Source organism: Marinobacterium sp. xm-m-312, assembly GCF_013283295.1.
Lineage (GTDB): Bacteria > Pseudomonadota > Gammaproteobacteria > Pseudomonadales > Balneatricaceae > Marinobacterium_E.
On sequence record NZ_WBYS01000006.1, the window covers coordinates 163,304 to 187,353 of the forward strand.

Sequence of the window (24,050 nt, forward strand, 5' to 3'; positions counted from 1 at the left end):
AGGGGTCAGAGTAGTCTTACAACTTGTTGCAAGACTACTCTGACCCCTTTGTTATGAACTTCATCGAACGCTATTCATTCTGGCTTTTAATCACACTCCAAGTCTTGGTCTGGGGCATTATAGCGCCTGCCTTCCACTCATCGTTGCCGCTCGATGTCGCTGAACTAATGACCCTCAGCGGTGAAGATGTCATCGCTAACTACAAACACCCAAACCTACCTGGAATATTGCTCGATCTATTTATAGGTATCACTGGTAAGGTTGAGGTTGTCTATCTACACTCTCAACTCTCAATCGTTGTTGCCTACATTGCCATATATCTACTAGGCAAAGAGTTCATCGGAAAGCATAGAGCACTAGTCGCTACGCTGCTTACAAGCTCTATCTTCTATTATCACTGGCCGACGCCGGAATTTAACCACAACGTGTTACAGATGCCTTTATGGGCTATGGCTACGCTGTTTGCTTGGCGAGCGGTATCTACTAAGGCAGTGGTTTATTGGTTGGCATTAGGATTGGCTGCTGGTGCAATGGTTTGGACAAAGTACTCTGCGGGTATTCTGCTCTTATGGGTATTCATCTGGCTGCTAGTAACTCCATCTGGGCGTAGTTCATTTAAAAGTATAGGTCCTTGGTTAACGGGGATTCTCTTTTTGGTAATTGCCTTGCCACAGGCGTCGTACTTAATCGATTCTAATTTTCTTCCTATTCACTACGCACAAGACCGGGCTAGTAGTGGTGGTGTAGCGGATAGCGTCTCTTTTTTAGCTGCTCAGTTGGCTGATCACCTCTTCTTTATAATTTTACTTTTTGTTGGTGGCTTGTTGGGGCGTGGTGCCTTATTAGCTAAAGCGGATCGCCCCTTTGATAAAACGTCTTTCTTAATCTTAGTTGTCATAGCTCCTGTGCTAATGGTTGCTCTGTTACCAGTTATCGCAGGCATGGGTCTTAAACCGATGTGGGGCACCCCTATGTTTAACTTTAGTGGATTGGTCGTGCTCTACTTTTTGGGTGGTCGTCTAACGGATAAACGTGCTCTCCGCATTATTGTTGGCTCTTTGATATTGCTTCCATTGGTGGGAACTCTTTATGCAGTGCAGCACATTTATCGCACAGATTTGAGTGACAAACCGATGCGAACTCTATGGCCACAGACTGCAATCGCTAATGATTTAAGAGATGCTTATCGTTTAGATACATCTGCACCGTTAAAAATTGTTGTTGCCCCATATTGGCTTGGTGGGTTGGTGGCGGCCAGTACAGATGATCCACTTCGTGTCAGTGTTGATGGTGATCCGATTAAATCGCCATGGGTTACGGATGATGATATTTCGGAAGCGGGAGTACTGGTTGCTTGGTTGGCAGGGCAGGCGTTACCTGCTTCCATGACTGATTTTATTGAATCTAGAGGATACAAACCTTCGGATGCTAAAAGCCGGTCATTCATTTGGCACTCTTCAAAAGCTGACAAACCGATTCAAATTGAATACATTGCTATACCACCATCCATTAATAAGTGACCTTGCTTGTGAGCACTACTCCATCATCTCCCTATCTCTCTATTGTTGTTCCTGTCTTTAATGAGTCGGAGAGTCTTACTCCCTTTTTTGAGCGTATTACACCGATTCTGAAATCGACTGGCTTAGATTACGAGATAGTCTGTGTGAATGATGGGAGTCGTGATACGACCTACGAACAGCTTTGCGAAATGCGTGCAGAGTACCCAGACATCAAGGTGGTCGATCTATCGCGTAACTTCGGCAAAGAACCCGCCTTAACGGCTGGGTTGGAACTATGCAGTGGTGATATGGTGATCCCGATGGATGTCGATCTTCAGGATCCACCAGAATTGATTCCTGATATGATCGCTAAGTGGCAAGAGGGTTTCGATGTCGTATTGGCGATTCGTTCGGATCGTTCAACCGATAGCTTTATGAAACGCTTTACCGCCAATAGCTTCTATAAGCTGTTTAGTCGTGTCAGTGATGTTGATCTGCCCGATAATGCAGGTGACTTCCGTTTGATGGATAGGCGAGTCGTAGAGGCGCTTAAAACTCTCCCAGAGCGTACTCGGTTTATGAAAGGATTGTTTGCTTGGCTCGGCTTTAAAACTACTCAACTCTACTTCAAGCGTGAGGAGCGTTTTGCGGGTGAAGGGAAGTGGGGCAGTTGGAAGCTATGGAACTTTGCCTTAGACGGTATTTTTTCGTTTAGCACTACGCCACTGCGGATTTGGACCTACTTGGGATTTAGTCTTTCTGCGCTATCCTCCTTGTATCTGCTTTATGTAGTAGCTAGTACCTTACTGTACGGTAACGATGTGGCGGGTTATCCCTCTTTGGTAGCCATCATGCTCTTCTTTAATGGCGCTATTTTAATGGGGCTAGGGGTAGTTGGAGAGTATGTTGGTCGAATCTTCCTTGAGACTAAGCGCAGGCCAATCTATCTCGTTCGTGAGAAGGTGGGATTTGATCAAGAGTCTAAAGAGTAACGTATCTTAGTTATGCGCTCTTTGATTTATCAGTTTTCTCAGTTTGCTTCAGTCGGTGTTGTAGCGACGGGTGTTCATGCGCTGGTTTATGGTGTTATCGGTGTTGTGTTAGAACCCATGCTGGCAAACCTGATCGCATTTCTAATTGCTTTTCTCTTCTCTTATTCCGGCCATTTTCTCTGGACGTTTCGAACTCAAACACAAGGGCAAAAAGTGCATAAATCCTTTGCCTATCAGCTCAGGTTTTTGGTCGTTGCTATGTCGGGATTGTTGCTCAATTCATTGGCTGTTTGGGTGGTGACTGAGTGGCTTCAGGTGGATTACCTATACGCTGTTTTTCCGATGGTATTTGTAGTCCCGTTGGTGACTTTTGCTTTGGCTAAAGGCTGGGCTTTTAAATAAAAAAACCCCACATGTGTGGGGTAAACATTCTTTGTTGAATGTGGAGTTGCTGAAAGGTTTACAATATTGAAACTACAATAGTTTCACTATTCGGTCTACTTAATATTCGGTCCGACGCGAACGATCTTCATGGTGTTGGTACCACCCTGAGCGTTGACGTAGTCGCCCTTAGTAATCAAGACGATATCACCCTCTTTTACTACCTTACGACGCTGTAGCTCTTCGACAGCACGTTGGTTGATCTCTTCGTTGGGAACCGCTTCTGAATCAAACGGAACGGTTTTAACGCCACGGTAGAGTGCCACGCGGGTCTGTGTCTTTGGATTCTTTGAGAAGGCGAAGATCGGTAGGCCAGAGCGAATGCGCGACATCAGAAGGGGTGTAGCCCCTGATTCAGTCATAGAAATAATCGCAGTGACACCCTCTAAGTGGTTAGCCGTATACATAGCCGCCAAGGCGATCGATTCATCGATTTTGTGGAACCGCTCGTTCATACGGTGCTTAGAGACTTGAGATTGACGGTTCTTCTCGGCGCCTATAATGACTCGAGACATCGCCTCAACGGTCTCAATTGGGAACTCACCAGCAGCCGTTTCAGCTGAGAGCATGACGGCATCGGTTCCATCTAGAACAGCGTTGGCTACGTCAAAAACCTCTGCACGAGTCGGCATGGGGCTGGAGATCATTGACTCCATCATCTGCGTTGCTGTGATTACGGTGCGATCCAGTGTGCGTGCACGATCGATGATCAATTTCTGAATGCCGATCAGTTCTGCATCGCCGATCTCTACGCCTAAGTCGCCACGAGCAACCATAACGCTGTCGGATGCCAGAATGATCTCATCGATATTTTCGACACAGCTAACCGTCTCTGCACGTTCGATCTTAGCAACAATCCCTGCGTCACCACCGGCCGCATTCATCAGTTCGCGCGCTTCTGTGATGTCAGCACCCGAGCGAGGGAAGGAGACCGCTAGGTAGTCAACATCGATCTCTGCTGCGGTAATGATGTCTGCCTTATCTTTTTCAGTCAGAGCGGCCGCTGAAAGGCCTCCGCCCTGTAGGTTGATGCCCTTATTGTTTGAAAGTGGGCCGCCAACGGTCACTTCACACTCTAAGCGGTTTGGCTTCTTCTCAACAACGCGCATCTGTACACGACCGTCATCAAGCAGTAGCACATCACCTGGTTTACAATCTTCTACCAGTTGCTCGTAGTCGATACCCACAGCCTCTTGTGTGCCGGCTGTTTTGTCCATGCTCGAGTCCAGAGCAAAACGATCACCCACTTTGAGATGGATCTTAGTGTCTTTGAATCGCGCAATACGAATTTTAGGGCCTTGTAAGTCCCCTAAGATCGCAACGAATCGACCCGCTTTTGCGGCAGCTTCACGAACCATGGCTGCGCGCTTCTTGTGATCATCCGCCTCGCCGTGCGAGAAGTTTAGTCGGACAACGTTCACACCCGCTTGAACGAGGCGTTCAAGTACCTCTGGTGAATCGGTTGCTGGGCCAAGGGTAGCGACAATTTTGGTTCTGCGTTGCATCTTAAATCCTTAAGCGGTTTGCTTTCGGTGGGTAAGCAGGGCTAACTAGTGTTAGCCCTCAGTTGTAGAGAGTTGTAGAAAGTTATACCACGATTAGATGGCGTTTGTGTGAAATGGTTGTTCAGTTTTATTGAGCAACGACTTTAGCAAAACGAAGCATGTTACAGGTGTAGCCATACTCGTTGTCATACCAAGCGACCACTTTCACAAAGGTGTCATCCAATTGGATGCCAGCCTTGCAGTCGAAGATCGATGACTTGTTACAACCACGGAAATCCGTTGCAACAACGGCATCATCAGTAAAGCCTAGCGTTTCACCCAGAGCGCCTGTCTCTGAAGCTTCACGCATTGCACAGCAGATATCTTCGTAGCTCGCTTCACTATTTAGCTCAACGGTTAGGTCAACGACCGATACGTCTGTAGTTGGTACACGGAAAGCCATACCGGTAAGTTTGCCGTTGAGTTCAGGAAGTACTACTCCCACCGCTTTAGCGGCACCAGTAGAGGAGGGGATGATGTTCTCTAGAATACCACGACCGCCGCGCCAATCTTTTGCCGATGGGCCGTCAACGGTTTTTTGAGTCGCTGTAGCGGCGTGAACGGTTGTCATTAGACCGCGTTTCACACCCCATTTGTCGTTTAGGACTTTAGCCACAGGCGCAAGACAGTTGGTTGTACATGAGGCTGCAGAGACAATCGCTTGGCCTGCGTAGGTTTCGTGGTTTACGCCGTAAACAAACATCGGTGTGCCGTCTTTAGAAGGGGCTGACATGACGACTTTCTTAGCGCCTGCTTCAATATGTTTTTGACAACCCTCTTCGGTTAGGAAGAAGCCAGTACACTCAAGGACGAGATCGACATCGATATCACCCCAAGCAAGATCGGCAGGATCGCGCTCAGCAGTTAGGCGGATGGTTTTGCCGTTAACAATTAGGTTGCCATTGTCGGTTTGGATATCACCTTTAAATTGACCGTGTACTGAGTCGTATTTCAGCATGTAAGCCAGGTATTCAGAGCCAAGTAGGTCGTTAATACCAACCACCTCAATATCACCATTGAACTCTTGGTAGATTGCACGGAACGCCATGCGGCCGATACGGCCAAAACCGTTAATGCCAACGCGAATTGTCATTTCAAAACCCTCGTAACTAATTTTATTATCAGTTTATGTTGTAAATTTACGTACAGTTTTGCCGACTTTCGTCTAAAGTTCAATCGTATGGGTTATAAAATCCCTATTCTTTTTTGCAATAATGACCCTATTTATAGCGTATATAGCCAATTTTCATAGGGTTTACGCTATTTAAGGCTACTCTCATAAAAGTTATTAACTTACGTAATTTCTTTTAATTCGTAAGTTTTTTACTAACCTTTGGTGTGTTAAAGTAACTTAATTAGATTTCGATGAAATTTGTTGAGGTAGCTAATGCCATCTAACATCATGCAGCAGATCAGTGCAGAGCTTGAGTCGCTGAACCGATCCGAGCGTAAAGTCGCTGAAGTCATTCTTGCAGACCCGCAGGCGGCGACAAGATCCTCTATTGCCGTATTAGCTCGCGCTGCTCAGGTGAGTGAGCCGACGGTTAACCGTTTTTGTAAACGTTTCAATACAGCCGGTTTCCCAGATTTTAAACTGCATCTAGCTCAGGCGTTAGCACACGGTGTTCCCTATGTTAGTCGCAGTGTCGAACCTGATGACGACTCAGAGAGCTACACCAACAAGATCATCGACGCGACCATCGCTGCGTTGGTCACTGCTAAGAAGACCGTTGATCCACAGATGATCAATCTAGCGGTGGATCAGTTGATTCAGGCTAAGCAGATCATGTTTTTTGGCTTGGGTGCCTCTTGGCCTGTTGCGCAAGATGCTCAGCACAAGTTCTTCCGCTTTAACATCCCAGTCGTCGCTTACGACGACGTACTGATGCAGCGTATGACTGCGGCTGCTTCTTCTACAGGCGATGTTATTGTCATTATCAGTTACACCGGTCGTACTCGTGAGTTAGTTGATATTGCTGAGCTAGCCCGTGCGAGTGGTGCCACCGTGGTTGGCATTACCGCACCGAATTCACCACTGGCACAGCACTGTTCTATTGTTGTTGAGGTTGATGCACCAGAAGATACCGATGTCTACATGCCAATGACCTCTCGTATTATGCACCTGACCGTAATCGATATACTGGCGACGGGTGTCACGTTACGTCGCGGACCGGACTTCCTTAAGCACCTCAAAAACATCAAAGACTCATTAAAAGAGACACGTTACCCAGCAAAATAGGTATGAGTGTGAACAACTTCTCTCTGATTGCCGATATCGGTGGCACCAACGCGCGTTTTGCCATGGTTGAAACGGGTTCTATTAATCCGACTAATATTCGTAATTTAGCAGTCGATGACTTTGCATCGATTGATCTGGCGATTAAACAGTACCTTAGTGATCTTGGAAGTGATGTTCCCGATCGTTGCTGTATTGCCATCGCTTGTCCTACTCACAACGATAGGATTTCGATGACCAACAACGGTTGGGTATTTTCAAAGCGAGATCTGCAGAACCATTTTGGTATTGAACAGCTATCTGTCATTAATGATTACGCTGCGATGGCTTATGCCGCGGCTAATCTGACGGGTAATCAACTGATTCAGGTGGGTCGTGGAGAGCCTCTGGACGATTTTCCGATTGCTGTGTTGGGTGCAGGCACGGGTTTAGGTGTGTCAGGTTTGGTTCGCTCGGGTGGTGCATCCATTCCTCTGGTGACTGAGGGCGGGCATGTCGATTTTGCACCGACCACAGAACAAGAGGTTGCGATTCTGCGTTGGTTGTTAAAACGTTATGAACGTGTCTCAGCAGAACGTCTTGTGTCGGGTATGGGGATTCAAAATATCTACCAAGCCCTAGCGGAACTGCGTGGCTCTCCGGTTGAGCGAATCTCACCTGCTGAGATCAGTCGCTTAGCGTTTGAGGAGCGAGATCAGTTTGCGTTAGAGACGCTGGAACAGTTCTGTAAAATCTATGGCAGTGTTGCCGGTAACTTGGCTCTCTCTTATGGAGCCCAGGGTGGTGTATTCGTCACCGGTGGTATCGTTCCTAAGATGCTCGACTTCTTTATCGAGAGCGGATTTAGACAGCGTTTTGAAGCCAAAGGGCGTTTCGATCAGTACATGTCGACCATTCCGACCTATGTTATGACGGCTGAAGAGCCGGGTTTGATTGGGGCTGCAGCGGCGTTGGTATAGGGCTCTGGAAGTCTGCTGGTAGTGCCGATGACAGGCTGAAGGCCAGTCACGGCGGCTCCGTAGCGTAATTTGTACACTGGTGACTGGCATTCAGCCTGTCACCCGCTCTCTACGTCAAACTGATGTCTTTTTCGAAACGCCATCGGTGTTTCACCCAATTCACGCTTAACAAAACGCGTAAAGTACCCCGGATCACTAAATCCTAGCTCATCCGATATCAGGGCGATTGATCGCTGGGTGAAGGCTAACCGTCGTTTGATCTCAATGGCTAAACGCTGATTGATCGTTTGTAGAGCACTTTTTCCAAAGTGCTTTTTGCACAGACGATTGAGGGTACTCGTTGAAACTCCGCACTGCGATGCGTAATCATCAATATCCAATCGGTTCTCTAAACTGCTTTCGATCAGTTGAGAAAACTGTTTCAACGCATCGGGTAGCTTCTCACTCAACGTTAACGCGGTATCCACTCTTTTGATCATTGCGAACAGTGTGTGGATCAGTTGCAGTGACACGCTCTGTAGATCGGTAGGTTGTTGCTGCTCTTCTATTAAAAGCGCTGCGATGGTCAGTATCTGCTTTGCCGCTTCCTCTTTATCCCCCAAAAGAAGAATAGAGGCGCTGCTGGTCACAATATCGATGTCTTGCTGAATAATCGGCAGAGCGATGCTTAAAATGACCCCTCTTATACCATTGTGAAAGTGAAAACCGTGCCTGTTATCTGGCGGTAGTGTAACGATCACGGGTTCGTTAATTGAGACTTGATCCTCTTCCAGTTGAATCTCAGCTTCACCTTTTTCAATAATTAAGACCTGAAATAGATCACTATGCTTATGCGGTTTGATCAGGCCACGATAGGGTCTGCTACTCTCTTGAACTGTTTCTATATGAACAAACCCTGCTTGAGCGTCACTCTGGCTGTCACCGTAGAGTGCATAGTTGGGTGTTGTAGATGACTTTGTAGATCTCTGCATGACGAAAAAAGTAAATCCATAGATATTTTTTACCCATAATTTCCAATATTTGATCGAAAAGTGCAATTAATTGGCGTTTTTTTGAGTTGGGGCTTGTTAAGCCAATTGAGATACTGACTTCATATAATTAAAAGGAGTTTGTCATGCATATTCAAAACGCCTGGTACGTCGCAGCTATGTCGTGTGAAGTGACCGATAAGCCACTCGGTCGCACCATCTGTAACCACAACTTGGTTATGTACCGTGGTAAAGGTGATGCCATCGCCTGTATTGAAGACTTTTGTCCTCACCGTGGTGCGGCCATGTCGTTGGGATATGTAGAAGAGGGTGAATTGGTCTGTGGCTACCATGGTCTGCGTATGGGGCCAGATGGTCAGACGATCTCGATGCCTAAACAGCGTACTGATCGATTCCCTTGCACGCGCTCGTTCCCAGTGATGGAGAAGTACGGGTTTATCTGGGTGTGGCCGGGTGATAAAGCCCAAGCGGATGAGTCTAAATTGCCTAAGTTCCATTGGGCTGAGAATGAAGGTTGGGCTTATGGTGGAGGCCTGTTCCACATCAAGTGTGACTACCGTTTGATGATTGATAACCTGATGGATCTTACTCACGAGACCTACGTTCACTCGACCAGCATCGGTCAGAAAGAGATCGATGAAGCACCGGTGAAAACGCGTATGGAGGGTGATCAGGTCATTACTGAGCGCTTTATGCCAGAGGTAAAAGCGCCACCGTTCTGGCAGATGGCGATGGAGTTTCAGGGGTTAGACCCTAATGCGACCGTCGATCGTTGGCAGATCTGCCGCTTTAATGCACCGAGTCACATCATGATTGACGTAGGCGTAGCGCTGGCTGGTAACGGCGGTATTGATGCACCGCTTGAGAAACGTGCTAGCAGTGTGGTGGTCGATTTTATTACCCCTGAGACGGATTCAACCATGCACTACTTCTGGGGTATGGCGAGAAACTTCCAGCCTGAAGATACAGCGCTGACCGATAAGATTCGTGAAGGGCAGGGTGGTATCTTTACTGAAGATCTTGAAGTACTGGAAGCGCAGCAGAAGAACTTGGATCGTTACCCAGATCGTGACCTGCTTAAATTGGATATTGATGCCGGCGGTGTTCAGGCGCGCCGTATGATTGAGCGTGCGATTAAGTTAGAACAGGGGGCGGGCAATGCTTAAGCTGCGGGTTGCGAGTAAAGCTCCACTCACCGATCAGATTGTGAGCCTGAAGTTGGAATCCGTATCAGGCGAGCCACTGCCGGAAGTAGCTGCAGGAGCACATATCAATTTACACCTAGGTACCGGTTTGAGCCGACAGTACTCAATTTGTAACCCTGGCACATCAACTCAGTACTATGAACTTGCAGTGTTTATTGAAACTGAATCACGTGGGGGTTCTAAAGCCGTCGCAGCGCTAGAAGTCGGTGACATCATTGAGGCGGATGAGTCGCAAAATCACTTTGGCTTGAAAACAGCTTCCAATCACCGTTTATTTGCGGCAGGCATCGGTATAACGCCGATGCTTGCGATGGCGCGTGAACTGCACGCACGAGGAAGTCAATTTGATCTACTCTACCGAGCAAAGTCACCGGAGAGAGCGGCCTTTTACTCTCAACTGCAGCAGTGTGATTTCTCTGAGGCCTGCCGTTTCTCTCTCTCTAGTGATGGTGGACTTGATCTCGCAGCTGAGTTGGCAAATCCTCAGGCCGATGAGCAGCTCTATGTGTGTGGCCCACAGCGTTTTATTGATGCGTTAATTGATGCTGCTAAAGAGGCTGGCTGGCGTACGGATCAGATCAATCGCGAGTATTTCAATGCGGCCGTTCCAGAAGTGGAAGAGGGTGATCAGCCCTTTACCGTGAGGTTGAAATCGACCGGTGATGAGTATCTGGTACCGGTTGATCAAACCATTGCTGAAGTTCTAGAGGATGCAGGTGTCTTTGTGCCTCTCTCTTGTGAATCGGGTGTCTGTGGTACCTGTCTAGTTGATGTTGTTTCCGGTGAGCCGGATCACCGAGATCTGTATCAAAGCGAAGAGGAGCAGGCCTCAAATCGACAAATGACGGTCTGCTGTTCACGCAGTAAAACGCCTCTGATCGAGATTGATTTGTAGAACGAATGCAGCGCGTTTGGCGACGAGGCCCTCCCCGAAATCTGGGTCACAACCCTGGGTTTAATGAGATTCGCAATTTCTTCGATTTTCGTTCGGTGCGCATTGGTGGGTGGGTCACCGCTGAAGAGCAGGCGATACGGGCTGAAGAGTTCTTTATTGCTCTGTTAGATCTGCAAGAGATTCTCGGTCTTCCAAATTTTGCGCTGTCACTTCGTGGCGAACTATCACTCCATTATGGCACCGGTGGACGTCCCGGTGTCTGTGCGCACTATCAACCCTCAGCTAGAACCCTTGCCCTGGCTAAAAAAGCCGGAATTGGCAGTTTGGCTCATGAGTGGGCGCACGCTTTAGATCACTATCTGGCTAAGACCTCTTTCGAAGAGGATGTTGGTGCACGTTTCGCAACGACCGCATGGTTGGCTGACTTTACCCACAAAGTGCATCCGCTTAATGATGCCTTAGACAGGCTATACACGACGCTCTACCTTTCCAACGATAAGCAGAGTCCAAGTGACTATGTCACTCGATCCGTTGTGCTAGATAAACAAGCAGGAACGCTCTATTGGAGCTTGCCCGAAGAGCTGTTTGCTCGTGCTTTTGAGGCTTGGATCTCGAGAGCCGTTATCAAAAATAGCCTATTGATCAACCCTAAGGATATTGTGCGAGATACGAAAGGGCTCTATCCATTTGAGTCTGAAGCTAATGTGATTGATAAAGCGTTTGAGGATTACTTTGGGTTGTTGGGGTATGCGCTTTCTAGGTAGTTTCTGAAACGCTGTTGGTGCCGATGACAGGCTAAAGCCAGTCACGGGAGCTCCGTTAGGTGACAAGCTAAAGCCAGTCACGTCAGTACTACCAAGGTGACTGGCTTTCAGCCTGTCATCCGCTGTTGAGTTAACGGCAAGCTACTCAATCACATGCCTCCTAAGAATGGCTCGATTATGCATCTGAACCTCTGGCCGTTCACGCCAACCCCAAAACAGCTCTCTGGCTTCAGCAGCTGAATGTTTTAGATCGATAATTGGATCTGGATAGCTCTGCTCACTCTCTAGCATCTGTCTCTCAAGTCCACCCATCGCCCAAGGGGAGTGTCTGAGCTCTTTGGGTAGTTCCGCTAGTTCAGGTACCCATTTCGCGATGAAGTGACCCTCTGGATCATGCTCCTCGGCCTGTAGAGTGGGGTTATATATTCTCAGTGTATGAATACCCGTCGTTCCTGCTTGCATCTGCAGCTGTGGGAAGTGAATGCCCGGTTCAAAATCTAGAAACTGTCGAGCTAAGTGAGGTGAGCCGAGACGCCAGTCTATTTTCAGGTAGTGACAGAGAAAGCTGACGAGCATCGCTCGCATTCTAAAGTTGATGTAACCGGTGCGATTGAGTGCTCGCATACAGGCATCAACCAGAGGTACACCGGTCATGCCACTCTCCCAAGCCTTTAGATCTTCTTCAACTTTGTCATCGGTTCGCCACGGAAATTGGTTGTAGCCGGCATTGATCGGTTGAGTTTCGATCTCGATCTCAGATTCAAACTTCTGAATGAAGTGGCAGTGCCAGTGCAGACGAGATCGAAACGCTCTAAGAGATTTCTCCCACTGACTTCTGACGCAAGAGGGTTTGGATTGTTGGTAAACCTCAGCCAGGCTGATATTTCCCCACGCAAGGTAGGGGGACAGTCGACTGCAGTGCTTGCGAGAGGCGGAGGGTTTCGAGATCGCTTTGGAATAGAGCTGACCACGCTCCTTGAAAAAGCTCTCTATTACAGATGCTGCTGCAGTTGGGCCGCCGTATTGCACCAGGGAGTCAGCCTCTAACCAATCCGGTTGAGGTTTGAAGTAGGTTAGTGGGTTTGAGTTACCAAGCCTAGCAGGGATCAGTTGGCTTAGGTCCGGTTGATGCAGTGGACCTTTGATCCGTGCATCCCAATTATCCAGCCAGTTATCGCGACTGCGAGCGCCTCTAATAACGGCTCCGTAGGGTGACTCATTCCACTGAATGCCCTGCTTCATGCATAACCTCTTTACCCGTTTATCACGGGCAAAGGTTTTGGCCATGCCGATCTCTTCGTGGCTATAGATTGAGTGAACATTCGTGATCGAGAGTATTTTAGAGAGCACCTCGGTTGGCTCATCGTTGAGCATGACTATTTCAGAATTAAATGCCGCAAGCTGATGATTGATATCGTTGATGCTCTGATAGATAAACCGCCAGTGACGTTCACTGTAGTGGCTATCTTCCATGAGCTCAGGTTCGAAAATGTAGATAAGCAGTAGAGGTAAGCCTGATTCAATCGCCTCTTTTAGAGGTCGGTGATCGGTCAGGCGAAGATCGCGTTTGAACCAGACAATGTTGATGGGGGTTGGCATGGGTACCTCTGTTGATGCAGAGGTATAGGTTGAGGGGGGTGAATCGGATCACTGCCGCATGATAAAGCCGATGACAGGCTGAAGGCCTGTCACCATTTAGTTAGTCAAAGCCGCTTTGGCGCATTTGCTCATGCGAGTGTCGGACTCGTTATGAAGAGTGCACCAGGCTTGGTATTGGCTGAGGAATACTTGGCCAGTCAGTTCGTTTAGGAAATGACTCTTCTTAAGCTGATCCATTACCGGGCCTTTTACCTCTGACAGGTGGAAGCAGACGCCAAAGTCTTTGAGTCGCTGGTTAATCGCCTCAAGGGACTCTAGGGCTGACGCATCAATCAGGTTGACGGCTGGGCACATCAGAACAAAGTGCTGGACCCCTTTTTGTTGGGCAATCAGGTCATAAACACGGTCTTCTAAATAACGCGCGTTAACGAAGTAGAGGCTCATATCGATACGCAGTGTGATGATCTTCTCATCGTACTCCACTTCAAAACGATCGACGTTACGGAAGTGCTCTGTACCGGGAATTCGGCCGACAATCGCATCGTGTGGCTTACTCGTGCGCTGCAGAAACAGTGCGATCGATAAGGTCACACCGGCCATGATGCCTGCTTCTACACCGACTAACAGCGTCAGCAGTATGGTTGCCAGCATTGCCATGAAGTCAGGCTTCGAGTAGCTCCAAGTGCGTTTTAGGGCGCCGAGGTCGACCAATGACAGAACGGCAACAATAATGGTTGCGGCCAGTGTCGCTTTGGGTAAGAAGAATAGAAGCGGTGTTAGGAAGAGGGTAGCGACTGCAATACCCACTGCTGTGAATGCGCCCGCTGCCGGTGTCTCTGCGCCGGCATCAAAGTTGACAACGGAGCGAGAGAATCCACCTGTCACTGGGAAGCCGCCAGATACCGCTGAACCTACGTTGGATGCGCCTAGGCCAATCAACTCTTGGCTGGGATCAATTCTTTGACGACGCTTTGCTGCCAGTGTTTGTGCAACAGAGACTGACTCAACAAAACCGACAATACTGATCAGCATGGCTGAAATGAACAGTTGTTGCCAAAGTTCTGCATCAAAATGTGGCAGTGCAAACTCGGGTAGTCCTGTTGGAACGATACCAACGACTTTGACCCCCTCAAGCTCTAGGCGGTAGTAGTAGGTCGCAAAGGCTGTGGCGGCTACAGCCAAAACAGGTCCCGCTTTGGCAATGACATCAGCCAGTTTTGAGTTCATCCCGGTTTTAAGCAGAAGTGGCTTTAAGCTCTTACGGGTCCAGAACAAGAAGGCTGTCGCAGAGACACCGATAATCAGTGTCGGGATGTTGGTGTCCTCTAGGTGAATGATGATTGAAGAGAGAATGTCATATAGATTGTGGCCAGACGCGTTGATGCCAAGAATATGTTTTAGCTGGCTGGCGGCGATGATCAGTCCAGAGGCGGTAATGAAGCCGGAGATGACCGGGTGGCTGAGCAAGTTGGCCATCGCGCCCAATTTAAAAAAGCCCATCAGTATTAGCAGTGTGCCCGAAATTAGCGCCAAAGCACCTGCAGCGGCAATGTAATCGGTGGTGTTGGCAAGTCCGAGGCTACCTAAAGCGGTTGCGGTCATCAGTGAAACAACAGCAACAGGGCCAACGGCTAGAGTACGACTGGTTCCGAAAATAGCGTAAGCGATCAGCGGCAATATACTTGCATATAGACCCACCTCTGGCGGTAATCCAGCAAGCAGAGCATAGGCCAGTGATTGAGGAATCAACATGATCGTTACAATCACTGCCGCGATAAGATCGTTGGTCAGCGTCAGCTTATTGTACGATTTTGCCCAGTCTAAAATCGGAAAATAGTTCTTCAAAGTATTAATCCTGAAAAGCAGAAAACGCTGCTTTATTACTGACGTGCCTCGATTCGCGCTCTAATTCCGTTAAGGTCATACCCAGCATTAGCGGCCTTATCGATAATCGCTTGGGCTTCCTGTCTTGACCCTTCTGCCATTCCCCATAGCATGGTGCAGCGAGTGCCGGTGCGACAAAAAGCGAAGATTGGGGTTTGCGCAGAAGCTAAGAATTGATCAAATGCCTCAACATCTTGGTCGCTGATGTTGCCAGAGATAACGGGCTGAGAGACGTAGGTTAACCCTAGCTTCTGACACTCCGCTTCAATCAGTGCTAAATCAGGTTGATCCTCACTCTCGCCGTTTGGTCGGTTGCAAATGACGGTTTTAAAGCCTGCATCAGCAATGGACTTAATATCTTCAATCGCTACTTGAGGTGACACGCTGATTGAATCGGTGAGTTTTCTTACATCCATGAAATGTTTCCTTAATCAGAAAAGGTCTACCGGAATTTTTAGGTAGCGCTGCCCGTTATCTTCAGCCGGTGGCAGGTGACCAGCACGCATATTGACTTGAACCGACGGCAGAATCAGGCGAGGCATATCAAGTGTTGCATCACGTGATTCACGCATTTGAATAAAGTCAGCCTGATCATGCTCTACGCTGACGTGAATATTGTGCTGGCGCTCTTCACCGATGGTGGTTTCAAATTGGTACTCATCACGACCAGGTGCCTTGTAGTCATGACACATAAAGACACGGGTCTCATCCGGTAGGGTGAATAGCTTCTGAATCGACTGGTAGAGGGTTGTTGCATCGCCCCCAGGAAAATCGCAACGCGCGGTTCCGTAGTCAGGCATGAATAAGGTGTCACCCACAAACAGAGCGTCACCGATTAAATAGCTCATACAAGCAGGGGTGTGTCCGGGTGTGTGGATCGCTTTTGCAGCGATTGAGCCGATATTAAATGACTCATCATCTTTGAATAGATGATCAAACTGGCTGCCATCACGTTCGAATTCTGTACCGGCATTAAACGCTTTGCCGAAAACATCTTGTACTACAGTGATGTGATCACCAATGGCTAAGGTGCCGCCCAGTTGATCCTTTAAATAGGGTGCTGCAGATAGGTGATCGGCATGAACGTGAGTTTCAAGAATCCATTTGGTCTGCAGTCCCTCTTCTTTTATGTAGGTGATGATTTGATCGGCTGATACTCGATCAGTTTTACCTGACGCGTAATCGAAATCGAGAACGGAATCGATAATTGCACACTCTTTCGTTTCAGAGTCTGAAACAACGTGGCTGAAGGTAAAGGTGGGTTCATCAAAGAAGGTTTTAACGATAGGCTGCATTGGATGCTCCATCTAGCTTTTAAGGTGCAATTAACGGTCTGTCTAGACTTTAGTTATATGCTTATAGCTTAAGGTAAGTATCCTACTCTTAATTTGCGAATTGTCAATTACGACGGGGGGTGTAAAGGGGATTTATTCGAAGGTGTAGAGTCTAAGAATTAAAATGAATTCAACAGCTCTAAAACAAGTGATTGATCGGTTGCTGACATCTTGTCGACCTTGAATGATTCGGTAATCTCAGTGATCAATTGAGCTAGATTCAGTTTTGCATCTTGGCTATGAAGTAGATCGATATGCCCCCTGATATAGGAGATCGCAAACAGCTGATCAGGGTTGTCCAGTGAGACGGTTTCAAGCTCTAACAGTTGATCGGATAGGGTCTTTAAATCAATCATAAAATTCCACGGATTTTAAGTTAAGAAGGTGCTCTTTGCCGTCTGCATCGATTCGGATTAAACGTATGGTGAGGTAGTCGAGCTCTTTTGCCATCCAGATAAGAGTCGTATGCTGTTGGCCGGCCCTAACCAGTTGCAATTTTTCACATAGAAAAGTTCCTGCAGGGGTTTTCAGTAACTCCTCGCCAAGCCGATTAAACTGATAGCTCTTGATCTGCCCACCATCAGCGATTCTATAGTCAAGTTGTTGCCGCCCTGACTTTAAATCTTCTCTGAGTTGAAGCTGGTAACTGAGCCTATCTTGAACTGCACTCTCCCAAGGTTGATTCCAGGGGTCCCCATTGACCAGTGTCGTAATTCGGCCTCCAGCCTCATCAAAGTCAACTGAGATAGAGCGTGAGCGACCAAACAGACTGCGCTCGTAGTTGTATAAGAGCGGTGACCACTCACCATGACTGAATTTGAGCTCGCTGGTTTCGCTCTGCTTGGCCATAAACGCTGAGGCTCTGTTGGTAAATCGCCAGGTTCCTGTGGAGGTTTTAACGAGCTCTCGTGTCGCAGTCACTGGCACATCAATTAAAAGATCGATGTTGGCACTGTAAGAGGCTTTAAAAGGGGTAGGTTGAGCAAAGGATGGGCCGATAAGAAGTATCGATAACAGTGCTACCCAACTTCTCATCTTCCCATTAATCCTCATTTACACTCGGTAAAGGTAGCCTGTTTCACCCAAAGGTGATCCGTCTAGAAAGACTCGGTTGTTCTCTAGAGTGATGCGTTCAGAGGCAAACCAAGAGACTGCAAGTGGGTAGATTTGATGCTCTAGCTGATGCACTTTTTGGATCAATGAATCAACAGTGTCGCCTTGCTCGATGTCGGTAGCAGCCTGAATGATGGCAGCTCCGCCGTCCAGCTCTTCTGAGACAAAGTGCACCGTACAGCCATGCTCTGTATCGCCAGCCTCCAATGCTCTCTGATGGGTGTTGGTGCCTTTATATTTAGGCAGAAGAGAGGGGTGGATGTTGAGAAGTCGACCGCTGAAGTGCTGAACAAATTCGTCGGTCAAGATCCGCATGAAGCCAGCTAATACCACGAGGTCCGCTTGCCATGCATCGATCTGCTCCATCAGTGCACTATCAAACGCAAGGCGTGAATCGAAATGGGTATGATCAACCACAGCTGTCTCTATACCGGCTTTTTTAGCGCGCTCTAAACCATAGGCACTCTCTCTGTTTGAGAGAACGCCAACAACTCGGCAATGCTGGTCGTTGGCAGTAGCATCTATGATGGCTTGTAGATTCGATCCCGACCCTGAGATTAGAACTACAATGTTCTTCATCGTTAGTGGCTCATACCTGCCAGCTCAACTTGCTCGTCGCCCGCGGCAGCGTTTGCGATAGAGCCGATCAACCAAGCCTCTTCGCCAGCGGCTGATAGGATCTCAATGGCCTTATCAGCTTCGCTGCCAGGAACACAGATCACCATGCCAACGCCACAGTTTAGGGTGCGGTACATCTCTGTTTGATCAACGTTGCCGCCGGCTTGAATCCAACGGAAAACTTCTGGAATCTCCCAGCTATTGGTATCGATCACCGCTTTTGCGCTCTCAGGAAGTACGCGTGGGATGTTCTCTAGAAGGCCACCGCCGGTGATGTGAGACAGAGCATTAACCTGTACCTTCGAGATTAGCTCAAGCACCGATTTAACGTAGATGCGAGTAGGTTCCATCAGTGCATCAGCTAGCGTACCCTGACCCATTGGTTGGTTTAGGTCAGCATTAGACACTTCAAGAATCTTACGAATCAGTGAGTAACCGTTTGAGTGAGGGCCCGATGAGCCCAGTGCGATTAGAGCGTCACCGGCTTGTACTTTAGAACCGTCAATGATCTCTGATTTTTCGACAACGCCAGTACAGAAGCCGGCTAGATCGTAATCGTCGCCTTCGTACATACCTGGCATTTCGGCTGTTTCACCACCGACCAGTGCGGCACCGGCCAGTTCACACCCTTTACCAATACCGGATACAACGTCTGCCGCCATATCGACATTCAGTTTGCCTGTAGCGTAGTAGTCAAGGAAGAATAGTGGCTCTGCACCAGCAACGACTAGGTCATTAACACACATAGCCACCAAGTCGATACCGATGGTGTCATGACGGCCAAGATCCATGGCCAACTTCAGTTTAGTACCGACACCGTCGGTGCCGGAGACCAGTACTGGCTGGCGGTAACCCTCCGGGATTTCACACAGAGCACCAAAGCCACCCAAACCACCCATCACTTCTGGACGGGCTGTGCGTTTAGCAACACCTTTTATTTTCTCGACAAGGGCGTTACCTGCATCTATATCGACTCCAGCATCTTTGTAGCTGATTGAAGGGGTATTGGTATTGCTAGACATCTGTGTTTAACCTCAGGGGTGAAAGCGAATTTAATAGGTTGTGAATTCTATCAGTTTGCGCACCGCTGAGCTATTGTGTGTTACAGTTCTTAGCAAATTTAGCGATGATTTTTTCTTAGGTTTTTTGATGTCTCGCCATTTAATGAAAATCAAGGTTCTAGCTCTAGCTTCAGCTCTACTGACTTGCTCAGTGAGTGCGGTGGCTAAAGATCTACTATTGTGGCCAGTTGATGGGCGCGAATCGCCGGTCAAAGCTGAGCAAGAGAGTGCTCGTTGGGTGCAATTCTTGGTCGAAAAAGGTCGATCTGAATCCATCTCAGTCGCACTGCCCAGTGAATTTGGCGTCGGGCCACTGTTCTACCCTCAACTGGTTAAGGGACAATCCATTGATGAAACACTTCAGCGCAGTGCAGCTGGCACCGGTAATGGTGCGGCAGTGCTCGTGCAATTGAACGAGGGTGGTATCAATTGGCGTTTTATTAAAGAGGGCGTAGGTCAAAATCTTCGCACTTCCGTGACCAGTGATGGGCTTGCCTTGGGTGTGAGTTGGCTAAAAATGCAACTGGACTTAGAGGAGGGTCCGGCCATTGATGAGCGCTCCACCGCTGATGAAATAGTCGAGCAGCCAAATGTTAACACCGCAAAAGTTGAATCGATTAAACCGGAAAGGGTTGAAGCTCCAACGGCTCAGGTAGATCAGGTTGCGGCTCCCGTTATCTCTGCTGTTGAATCCGCTGCACCCGTTTTACCCACACAGAGTTCTGAGATTGTTACCAGTAACTATCAACACAGTGGTCATGAGATCAGCGTGACAGGACTGGATGATCTCTCCTCACTGTTACGAGTGACAGGTAAACTACGTGAGACAGACGGTGTTAAATTTTTGTATGTGTCACAGATGAACGACGTTGAAACTCGTTTAGTGGTGGGTTCTGATCTCGGGCTTGCCGAACTGAGTGCTCTATTGGTTGAGCAATCTTGGTTAGAGGAGACGGGTATTGATGCTTACCAGTACAAACCCTTTCAGCTGGAAGAGCCAGCAACCCTTGAAGCCTTATTAGAGCCTTTGTCTACTGATAGTGATGCTACTCTTGTGCCTGAGGCAGAAATCACTCCATCAATTGAAGAAGTGATCGAATAATGCAGCAGCGTTGGTTTATTCTCTCAGTTCTAATTGTTATCACAATCCTTCTATATCTATTGGCACCGGTATTAAGTCCCTTTGTTGCGGGTGCTCTATTGGCATACATATCAGACCCTATTGCTGATCGATTAGAGGCAAAAGGCATGGGTCGAACCCCGGCCGTCATTGTTGTTTTTACCTCCTTAGCCTTGGTTCTGATTGGCGCATTACTGCTGCTGATACCACAGTTGTCACATCAAATTCAGATTGTCGCTCAGCGAATTCCAGTAGTTATCGAACTGGTTAACAACGAGTTGATCCCTCTGATTGAAGCTAACTTAGGTCTGTCCATTGCTAAACCGGATCTGGCTCAAATTACAGCCGTGTTGGCTCAACACTGGCAGAGTACCGGTTCAATCGCGACCGTTCTTATATCCTCTATTACACAGTCTGGATTGGCTATCGCTGCTTGGTTAGCCAATCTGGTATTGATTCCAGTCGTCACTTTCTATCTGTTGAGAGATTGGGACAAGATGGTCGCAAACATCGCTGAGTTGTTGCCAAGAAATCTAGAACCTAAGGTCTCTATCTGGGCAAAAGAGTGTGATTTTGTCCTCGGTGCTTTCATGAAAGGGCAGTTAGTGGTCATGCTGGTGTTGGGTGTTATCTATGCGATAGGCCTGGCACTTCTCGGGGTAGATCTTGCTCTGCTGTTAGGATTGATTGCAGGGTTGGCGAGTATCGTTCCTTACCTTGGCGTGATCATTGGCATTCTCTCCTCTTCGATTGCGGCCTATGTTCAGTTCCAAGATCCGACCATTCTTCTTGGTGTAGCAGCGGTCTTTATGGTCGGCCAACTGCTGGAAGGTATGGTCCTGACCCCGAAACTCGTCGGTGATCAGATCGGTCTTCATCCGGTTGCGGTCATTTTTGCGATTATGGCGGGTGGTCAGCTGTTTGGCTTCATTGGTGTGTTGTTGGCGCTGCCGGTGGCGGCTATTATTCGCGTGTTATTGTCACATCTTCACAGTGGCTATAAACAGAGTTCGCTTTACCATCACACAGTTGATCAGGATGAACCCTCAGTCTGATGTCCCTCTCATCACAGAATACTCCTCAGCAACTCTCTTTAGGTGTTCAGCTTCGCAGTGACGCTAAGCTATCTCGTTTTGTGCAGTCCCAACAGAGTGCATTAATACCAGCGTTAAAGGGTTTGATTAATAGACAAGAGAATCAGTCTCAAGAGTCCTTTGTCTATCTATACGGTCGTGAGAATACCGGTAAGAGTTATCTTCTTCAGGCAGTCTGTAACGAGGCAGAGCTTCTCGGTATTTCGGCGATCTATCTACCACTGAGTCAAACCGATGAACTGTCGATAGAGATGCTAGAAGGGTTAGAATCTTTTCAGTTGGTCTGTTTGGATGATGTTGACTCTGTGATTGGTGATTCAGCTTGGCAAGAGGCGCTTTTTCATCTATTCAATCGCATTCGAGACATTGGCCACTCATTGTTGATCAGTGGTATGGATTCGCCCGCAAATAGTCAAATAGAGCTTCCAGACCTTCGTTCACGCTTGGCTTGGGGGCTGACTTTTAAGCTGGAGGCTCTCTCGGATGAGCAGAAGCGAGAAGCGATTCAGCAGGAGGCTGCCGCTAGAGGCTTGGTGTTGGCTGATGAGGTCGCACAGTATCTACTGAATCATGGTGAGCGAGACCTTTCCAAGCAGTATGAATACCTGGATCAGTTGGATCGAGCCTCTTTGCAGGCGCAACGAAAACTGACCATCCCCTTTGCTAAACAGGTGTTGGGTTGGCTGTGACGCTGCAACGCCTTTTTGATCACCCCGATTTTATGGCCATCTACAAGCCGATAGGTGTTGGGATGCACTCTGAGTCTGGGGAGTTAGGTCTTCAGGTTATTGCTGAACAACAGTTTGGGTTAAAACTTTGGATGGTGCACCGGTTAGATAAGGTGACATCGGGCGTGCTTCTGTTCGCTAAACATGCCGAAGCAGCCGCGCAGCTATCAAACCTGTTCAGTGAACAGTCGATTCAAAAAACTTATCTCGCCCTAAGCCAATCCAAGCCGAAACGAAAGCAGGGTCGCATCAAAGGTGATATGGCAGCGGCGCGGAATGGAAGTTATAAGCTGCTCAAAACTCAGTCTAACCCTGCTATTACTGACTTCTTTTCACTCTCTATTGAGCCGGGTTTACGTCTCTTCGTCTGTCGACCTAAAACCGGTAAGACGCACCAGATTCGAGTCGCCCTGAAAAGTGAAGGTGCGGCAATACTCGGTGACCAGCGATATGGCCAGCCCTCTGATCGTACCTACCTGCATGCTTGGCGTATCGCATTTCAGTACCAAAAAGAGGCTTTTCAGATAGAGGCAGTCCCTCTAGAAGGTGAGTGGTTCAACAAAAACACTTTTATCGACAAGCTGAAGCAACTTGAAAATGGCAACTATTGGCCAGAACATTGGCTTAAGAACCAGAATTAATGAGACAAAAGTTATGAGTGATGATCGAGTCATTAGAGATTTTACACTGCGCAGCAAAGAGGATCGTGAAGAGCTGCTACTGCATTCCTGGTGCGACCATTGTCAGAAAGTGGATCTGGGTATGAGTGATCCTGTTGAGTACGAACTGCACGGTATTATCTTTCTGGAAGGGAAATGCCAGATGTGTGGAGAGGTTGTTCTGACTGAGATTACAGACGATGAATTCTGATTACCTTGATCGATTCGCAGGTATTGGGCGCCTCTATGGCACTGATTCACTCGAAAAGTTTCACAAGGCTCATGTTGCCGTTGTCGGTTTAGGTGGTGTTGGCTCCTGGGTGGTAGAGGCGCTTGCCCGGAGTGGTATCGGTGAGCTTAGCCTCATTGATCTAGATGAAATTTGTATCTCAAACACGAATCGCCAGATGCATGCGGTTAGCTCAAATTTAGGCGCCTCAAAAGTTCAGGTGATGGCGGATCGTGCGCGCGAGATTAATCCCGATTTAATTATTCACGAGCATGAGTGTTTTGCGACGCAAGATAATCTTGCCGACCTGTTGGTTGAGCCGATTGATTATGTCGTCGATGCCATTGATAGTGCCGGTGTTAAAGCAGCAATGATTGCGTACTGCCGTCGCCGCAAGATTCCGATCGTTACTACCGGCGGGGCTGGTGGGCTCATTGATCCGCTTAAAATCGAAGTAGCTGATCTAAGTAAAACTCAGCACGATGCGCTGGCCGCTAAGGTTCGTTCAATATTGAAACGCCATTTCGGGTTCAGTCGAAGCGGTAAACGATTTGGTGTCGAGTGTGTCTTCTCGCAGGAGCAGGCTAGGTATCCACAGTTGGATGGATCTGTCTGTGCAACAAAAAACTTTGGTGAGAGTGATGTGCGTTTAGACTGTTCTGGAGGCTTAGGAGCAGTTACTACAGTCACGGCTGCGTTCGCAAATGTTGCAGTAAGCCGAGTGTTGATAAAGATGAGTGAGCGAGTCGCCCGAGAGAGAAAACAGGCCGATCAGAGCTGAGTCTGACCGGCCAAAGAGCAATATGCTTTGGAGGCTTAAGCAGCCTGAGTTAGACGTGCTAGCGCTGATTCACGAGTTGTGCGAAGTTCGCTAACAAAAACACGGCTTAGACGTTTGCTTGTAGTGTCAACCAACTCAGCCAGTGCTTGGCTGCGAAGTGCTTGAGCTTCTTTGATTGCTGCTTCTAGATCTACAGTTGCGTATGTGTAAGGCATGTTCATTTCCTCTAATTCGTTTCGCTGTTCAATTTGTGATCATACTAAAGGTGTATAAGCCTCTCGACAAACGATCCTTTTTTGATTTATT

Annotated in this window: 26 protein-coding genes; 14 read left to right on the plus strand and 12 right to left on the minus strand. The window is 48.1% G+C overall.

Features of this window, described 5'->3' with window-relative positions; genetic code table 11:
• Positions 1–23 precede the first annotated feature (23 nt).
• From XMM312_RS09140 to XMM312_RS09150, 3 genes are read left to right on the plus strand one after another with little or no spacing between them, the layout of a single operon-like run.
• Entirely contained in the window at positions 24–1,520 is a 1,497-nt protein-coding gene (locus XMM312_RS09140; protein WP_173484281.1) for a glycosyltransferase family 39 protein, read from the plus strand.
• An 8-nt stretch (positions 1,521–1,528) separates the two neighbouring features.
• A complete protein-coding gene (locus XMM312_RS09145) occupies positions 1,529–2,491 on the plus strand; it encodes a glycosyltransferase family 2 protein (protein ID WP_173484280.1) in 963 nt (320 codons plus the stop codon).
• 12 nt (positions 2,492–2,503) lie between these two features.
• A complete protein-coding gene (locus tag XMM312_RS09150) occupies positions 2,504–2,893 on the plus strand; it encodes a GtrA family protein (RefSeq protein ID WP_173484279.1) in 390 nt (129 codons plus the stop codon).
• A gap of 95 nt (positions 2,894–2,988) precedes the next feature.
• On the opposite strand, the gene pyk is transcribed toward XMM312_RS09150, so the two are convergent.
• Positions 2,989–4,437 carry a pyruvate kinase gene (gene pyk / locus XMM312_RS09155; protein WP_173484278.1) on the minus strand — a complete coding sequence of 483 codons (1,449 nt, stop codon included), beginning with the start codon at positions 4,435–4,437 and terminating at the stop codon, positions 2,989–2,991.
• Positions 4,438–4,564: 127 nt separating this feature from the next.
• Complete coding sequence (gene gap / locus XMM312_RS09160) at positions 4,565–5,569, minus strand: type I glyceraldehyde-3-phosphate dehydrogenase (protein ID WP_173481556.1); 1,005 nt, start codon at positions 5,567–5,569, stop codon at positions 4,565–4,567.
• Between the two features lie 294 nt (positions 5,570–5,863).
• Here gap and XMM312_RS09165 point away from each other — a divergent pair, with 294 nt between their 5' ends.
• Together XMM312_RS09165 and glk are read left to right on the plus strand one after the other, a co-directional pair.
• Positions 5,864–6,715 carry a MurR/RpiR family transcriptional regulator gene (locus tag XMM312_RS09165; protein WP_173481555.1) on the plus strand — a complete coding sequence of 284 codons (852 nt, stop codon included), beginning with the start codon at positions 5,864–5,866 and terminating at the stop codon, positions 6,713–6,715.
• Positions 6,716–6,717: 2 nt separating this feature from the next.
• Positions 6,718–7,671 carry a glucokinase gene (glk, locus tag XMM312_RS09170; RefSeq protein ID WP_173481554.1) on the plus strand — a complete coding sequence of 318 codons (954 nt, stop codon included), beginning with the start codon at positions 6,718–6,720 and terminating at the stop codon, positions 7,669–7,671.
• A 98-nt stretch (positions 7,672–7,769) separates the two neighbouring features.
• On the opposite strand, the gene XMM312_RS09175 is transcribed toward glk, so the two are convergent.
• Positions 7,770–8,642, minus strand: a complete 873-nt coding sequence (locus XMM312_RS09175; protein WP_173489108.1) for a helix-turn-helix domain-containing protein — start codon at positions 8,640–8,642, stop codon at positions 7,770–7,772.
• A gap of 143 nt (positions 8,643–8,785) precedes the next feature.
• On the opposite strand from XMM312_RS09175, the gene XMM312_RS09180 reads away from it, so the two are divergent.
• From XMM312_RS09180 to XMM312_RS09190, 3 genes are read left to right on the plus strand one after another with little or no spacing between them, the layout of a single operon-like run.
• Positions 8,786–9,826 (plus strand): aromatic ring-hydroxylating dioxygenase subunit alpha, encoded by a 1,041-nt coding sequence (locus XMM312_RS09180; protein WP_173489109.1) that lies wholly within the window; start codon positions 8,786–8,788, stop codon positions 9,824–9,826.
• Entirely contained in the window at positions 9,819–10,760 is a 942-nt protein-coding gene (locus XMM312_RS09185; protein ID WP_173489110.1) for a PDR/VanB family oxidoreductase, read from the plus strand. The genes XMM312_RS09180 and XMM312_RS09185 overlap by 8 nt, the downstream gene beginning before the upstream one ends.
• Positions 10,761–10,765: 5 nt before the next feature.
• The gene (locus XMM312_RS09190; protein ID WP_173489111.1) at positions 10,766–11,524 is read left to right on the plus strand and encodes a CLCA_X family protein; all 759 of its coding nucleotides are present in this window, start codon (positions 10,766–10,768) and stop codon (positions 11,522–11,524) included.
• Positions 11,525–11,665: 141 nt separating this feature from the next.
• Here XMM312_RS09190 and XMM312_RS09195 read toward each other — a convergent pair whose 3' ends face one another.
• The 8 genes from XMM312_RS09195 to purM all read right to left on the minus strand — a co-directional run bounded on the left by XMM312_RS09195 (position 11,666) and on the right by purM (position 19,094).
• Complete coding sequence (locus tag XMM312_RS09195; protein ID WP_173489112.1) at positions 11,666–13,123, minus strand: deoxyribodipyrimidine photo-lyase; 1,458 nt, start codon at positions 13,121–13,123, stop codon at positions 11,666–11,668.
• Between the two features lie 96 nt (positions 13,124–13,219).
• Positions 13,220–14,977, minus strand: a complete 1,758-nt coding sequence (locus XMM312_RS09200) for a sulfate permease (protein WP_173489135.1) — start codon at positions 14,975–14,977, stop codon at positions 13,220–13,222.
• A 26-nt stretch (positions 14,978–15,003) separates the two neighbouring features.
• Entirely contained in the window at positions 15,004–15,423 is a 420-nt protein-coding gene (locus XMM312_RS09205) for a TIGR01244 family sulfur transferase (RefSeq protein WP_173483163.1), read from the minus strand.
• A gap of 15 nt (positions 15,424–15,438) precedes the next feature.
• Positions 15,439–16,302, minus strand: coding sequence for an MBL fold metallo-hydrolase (locus tag XMM312_RS09210; RefSeq protein WP_173483162.1), 864 nt, complete (start codon positions 16,300–16,302; stop codon positions 15,439–15,441).
• Between the two features lie 158 nt (positions 16,303–16,460).
• Positions 16,461–16,697 (minus strand): YfcL family protein, encoded by a 237-nt coding sequence (locus XMM312_RS09215; RefSeq protein ID WP_173481546.1) that lies wholly within the window; start codon positions 16,695–16,697, stop codon positions 16,461–16,463.
• Entirely contained in the window at positions 16,690–17,376 is a 687-nt protein-coding gene (locus XMM312_RS09220; RefSeq protein WP_173481545.1) for a DUF3108 domain-containing protein, read from the minus strand. The genes XMM312_RS09215 and XMM312_RS09220 overlap by 8 nt, the downstream gene beginning before the upstream one ends.
• Positions 17,377–17,394: 18 nt before the next feature.
• Positions 17,395–18,033 carry a phosphoribosylglycinamide formyltransferase gene (gene purN, locus XMM312_RS09225; RefSeq protein WP_173484276.1) on the minus strand — a complete coding sequence of 213 codons (639 nt, stop codon included), beginning with the start codon at positions 18,031–18,033 and terminating at the stop codon, positions 17,395–17,397.
• Positions 18,034–18,035: 2 nt separating this feature from the next.
• Positions 18,036–19,094, minus strand: coding sequence for a phosphoribosylformylglycinamidine cyclo-ligase (gene purM, locus XMM312_RS09230; protein WP_173489113.1), 1,059 nt, complete (start codon positions 19,092–19,094; stop codon positions 18,036–18,038).
• Between the two features lie 127 nt (positions 19,095–19,221).
• On the opposite strand from purM, the gene XMM312_RS09235 reads away from it, so the two are divergent.
• The 6 genes from XMM312_RS09235 to tcdA are packed head-to-tail and all read left to right on the plus strand — an operon-like array spanning position 19,222 to position 23,744.
• The gene (locus XMM312_RS09235; RefSeq protein ID WP_173483158.1) at positions 19,222–20,235 is read left to right on the plus strand and encodes a hypothetical protein; all 1,014 of its coding nucleotides are present in this window, start codon (positions 19,222–19,224) and stop codon (positions 20,233–20,235) included.
• A complete protein-coding gene (locus tag XMM312_RS09240) occupies positions 20,235–21,308 on the plus strand; it encodes an AI-2E family transporter (protein ID WP_173489114.1) in 1,074 nt (357 codons plus the stop codon). Before XMM312_RS09235 ends, XMM312_RS09240 begins: the two co-directional genes overlap by 1 nt.
• The gene (gene hda, locus XMM312_RS09245) at positions 21,308–22,036 is read left to right on the plus strand and encodes a DnaA regulatory inactivator Hda (RefSeq protein WP_173489115.1); all 729 of its coding nucleotides are present in this window, start codon (positions 21,308–21,310) and stop codon (positions 22,034–22,036) included. The genes XMM312_RS09240 and hda overlap by 1 nt, the downstream gene beginning before the upstream one ends.
• On the plus strand, positions 22,033–22,716 hold the full coding sequence (locus XMM312_RS09250; RefSeq protein WP_173489116.1) for a TIGR01621 family pseudouridine synthase: 684 nt from the start codon (positions 22,033–22,035) through the stop codon (positions 22,714–22,716). The genes hda and XMM312_RS09250 overlap by 4 nt, the downstream gene beginning before the upstream one ends.
• 13 nt (positions 22,717–22,729) lie before the next feature.
• Positions 22,730–22,945 carry a hypothetical protein gene (locus XMM312_RS09255; protein WP_173489117.1) on the plus strand — a complete coding sequence of 72 codons (216 nt, stop codon included), beginning with the start codon at positions 22,730–22,732 and terminating at the stop codon, positions 22,943–22,945.
• Positions 22,935–23,744 carry a tRNA cyclic N6-threonylcarbamoyladenosine(37) synthase TcdA gene (tcdA, locus tag XMM312_RS09260; RefSeq protein WP_173489118.1) on the plus strand — a complete coding sequence of 270 codons (810 nt, stop codon included), beginning with the start codon at positions 22,935–22,937 and terminating at the stop codon, positions 23,742–23,744. Before XMM312_RS09255 ends, tcdA begins: the two co-directional genes overlap by 11 nt.
• Before the next feature lie 35 nt (positions 23,745–23,779).
• Here tcdA and XMM312_RS09265 read toward each other — a convergent pair whose 3' ends face one another.
• A complete protein-coding gene (locus XMM312_RS09265) occupies positions 23,780–23,959 on the minus strand; it encodes an RSP_7527 family protein (RefSeq protein WP_173481536.1) in 180 nt (59 codons plus the stop codon).
• Positions 23,960–24,050: the final 91 nt, after the last annotated feature.

Bases quoted from the DNA above. Each gene is read 5' to 3' on its own strand.
- XMM312_RS09150 (WP_173484279.1), top strand. From the start codon at position 2,504: ATGCGCTCTTTGATTTATCAGTTTTCTCAGTTTGCTTCAGTCGGTGTT.
- pyk (WP_173484278.1), bottom strand. From the start codon at position 4,437: ATGCAACGCAGAACCAAAATTGTCGCTACCCTTGGCCCAGCAACCGAT.
- gap (WP_173481556.1), bottom strand. From the start codon at position 5,569: ATGACAATTCGCGTTGGCATTAACGGTTTTGGCCGTATCGGCCGCATG.
- XMM312_RS09165 (WP_173481555.1), top strand. From the start codon at position 5,864: ATGCCATCTAACATCATGCAGCAGATCAGTGCAGAGCTTGAGTCGCTG.
- glk (WP_173481554.1), top strand. From the start codon at position 6,718: ATGAGTGTGAACAACTTCTCTCTGATTGCCGATATCGGTGGCACCAAC.
- XMM312_RS09175 (WP_173489108.1), bottom strand. From the start codon at position 8,642: ATGCAGAGATCTACAAAGTCATCTACAACACCCAACTATGCACTCTAC.
- XMM312_RS09180 (WP_173489109.1), top strand. From the start codon at position 8,786: ATGCATATTCAAAACGCCTGGTACGTCGCAGCTATGTCGTGTGAAGTG.
- XMM312_RS09185 (WP_173489110.1), top strand. From the start codon at position 9,819: ATGCTTAAGCTGCGGGTTGCGAGTAAAGCTCCACTCACCGATCAGATT.
- XMM312_RS09190 (WP_173489111.1), top strand. From the start codon at position 10,766: ATGCAGCGCGTTTGGCGACGAGGCCCTCCCCGAAATCTGGGTCACAAC.
- XMM312_RS09195 (WP_173489112.1), bottom strand. From the start codon at position 13,123: ATGCCAACCCCCATCAACATTGTCTGGTTCAAACGCGATCTTCGCCTG.
- XMM312_RS09205 (WP_173483163.1), bottom strand. From the start codon at position 15,423: ATGGATGTAAGAAAACTCACCGATTCAATCAGCGTGTCACCTCAAGTA.
- XMM312_RS09210 (WP_173483162.1), bottom strand. From the start codon at position 16,302: ATGCAGCCTATCGTTAAAACCTTCTTTGATGAACCCACCTTTACCTTC.
- XMM312_RS09215 (WP_173481546.1), bottom strand. From the start codon at position 16,697: ATGATTGATTTAAAGACCCTATCCGATCAACTGTTAGAGCTTGAAACC.
- XMM312_RS09220 (WP_173481545.1), bottom strand. From the start codon at position 17,376: ATGAGAAGTTGGGTAGCACTGTTATCGATACTTCTTATCGGCCCATCC.
- purN (WP_173484276.1), bottom strand. From the start codon at position 18,033: ATGAAGAACATTGTAGTTCTAATCTCAGGGTCGGGATCGAATCTACAA.
- purM (WP_173489113.1), bottom strand. From the start codon at position 19,094: ATGTCTAGCAATACCAATACCCCTTCAATCAGCTACAAAGATGCTGGA.
- XMM312_RS09235 (WP_173483158.1), top strand. From the start codon at position 19,222: ATGTCTCGCCATTTAATGAAAATCAAGGTTCTAGCTCTAGCTTCAGCT.
- XMM312_RS09240 (WP_173489114.1), top strand. From the start codon at position 20,235: ATGCAGCAGCGTTGGTTTATTCTCTCAGTTCTAATTGTTATCACAATC.
- hda (WP_173489115.1), top strand. From the start codon at position 21,308: ATGTCCCTCTCATCACAGAATACTCCTCAGCAACTCTCTTTAGGTGTT.
- XMM312_RS09255 (WP_173489117.1), top strand. From the start codon at position 22,730: ATGAGTGATGATCGAGTCATTAGAGATTTTACACTGCGCAGCAAAGAG.
- tcdA (WP_173489118.1), top strand. From the start codon at position 22,935: ATGAATTCTGATTACCTTGATCGATTCGCAGGTATTGGGCGCCTCTAT.
- XMM312_RS09265 (WP_173481536.1), bottom strand. From the start codon at position 23,959: ATGCCTTACACATACGCAACTGTAGATCTAGAAGCAGCAATCAAAGAA.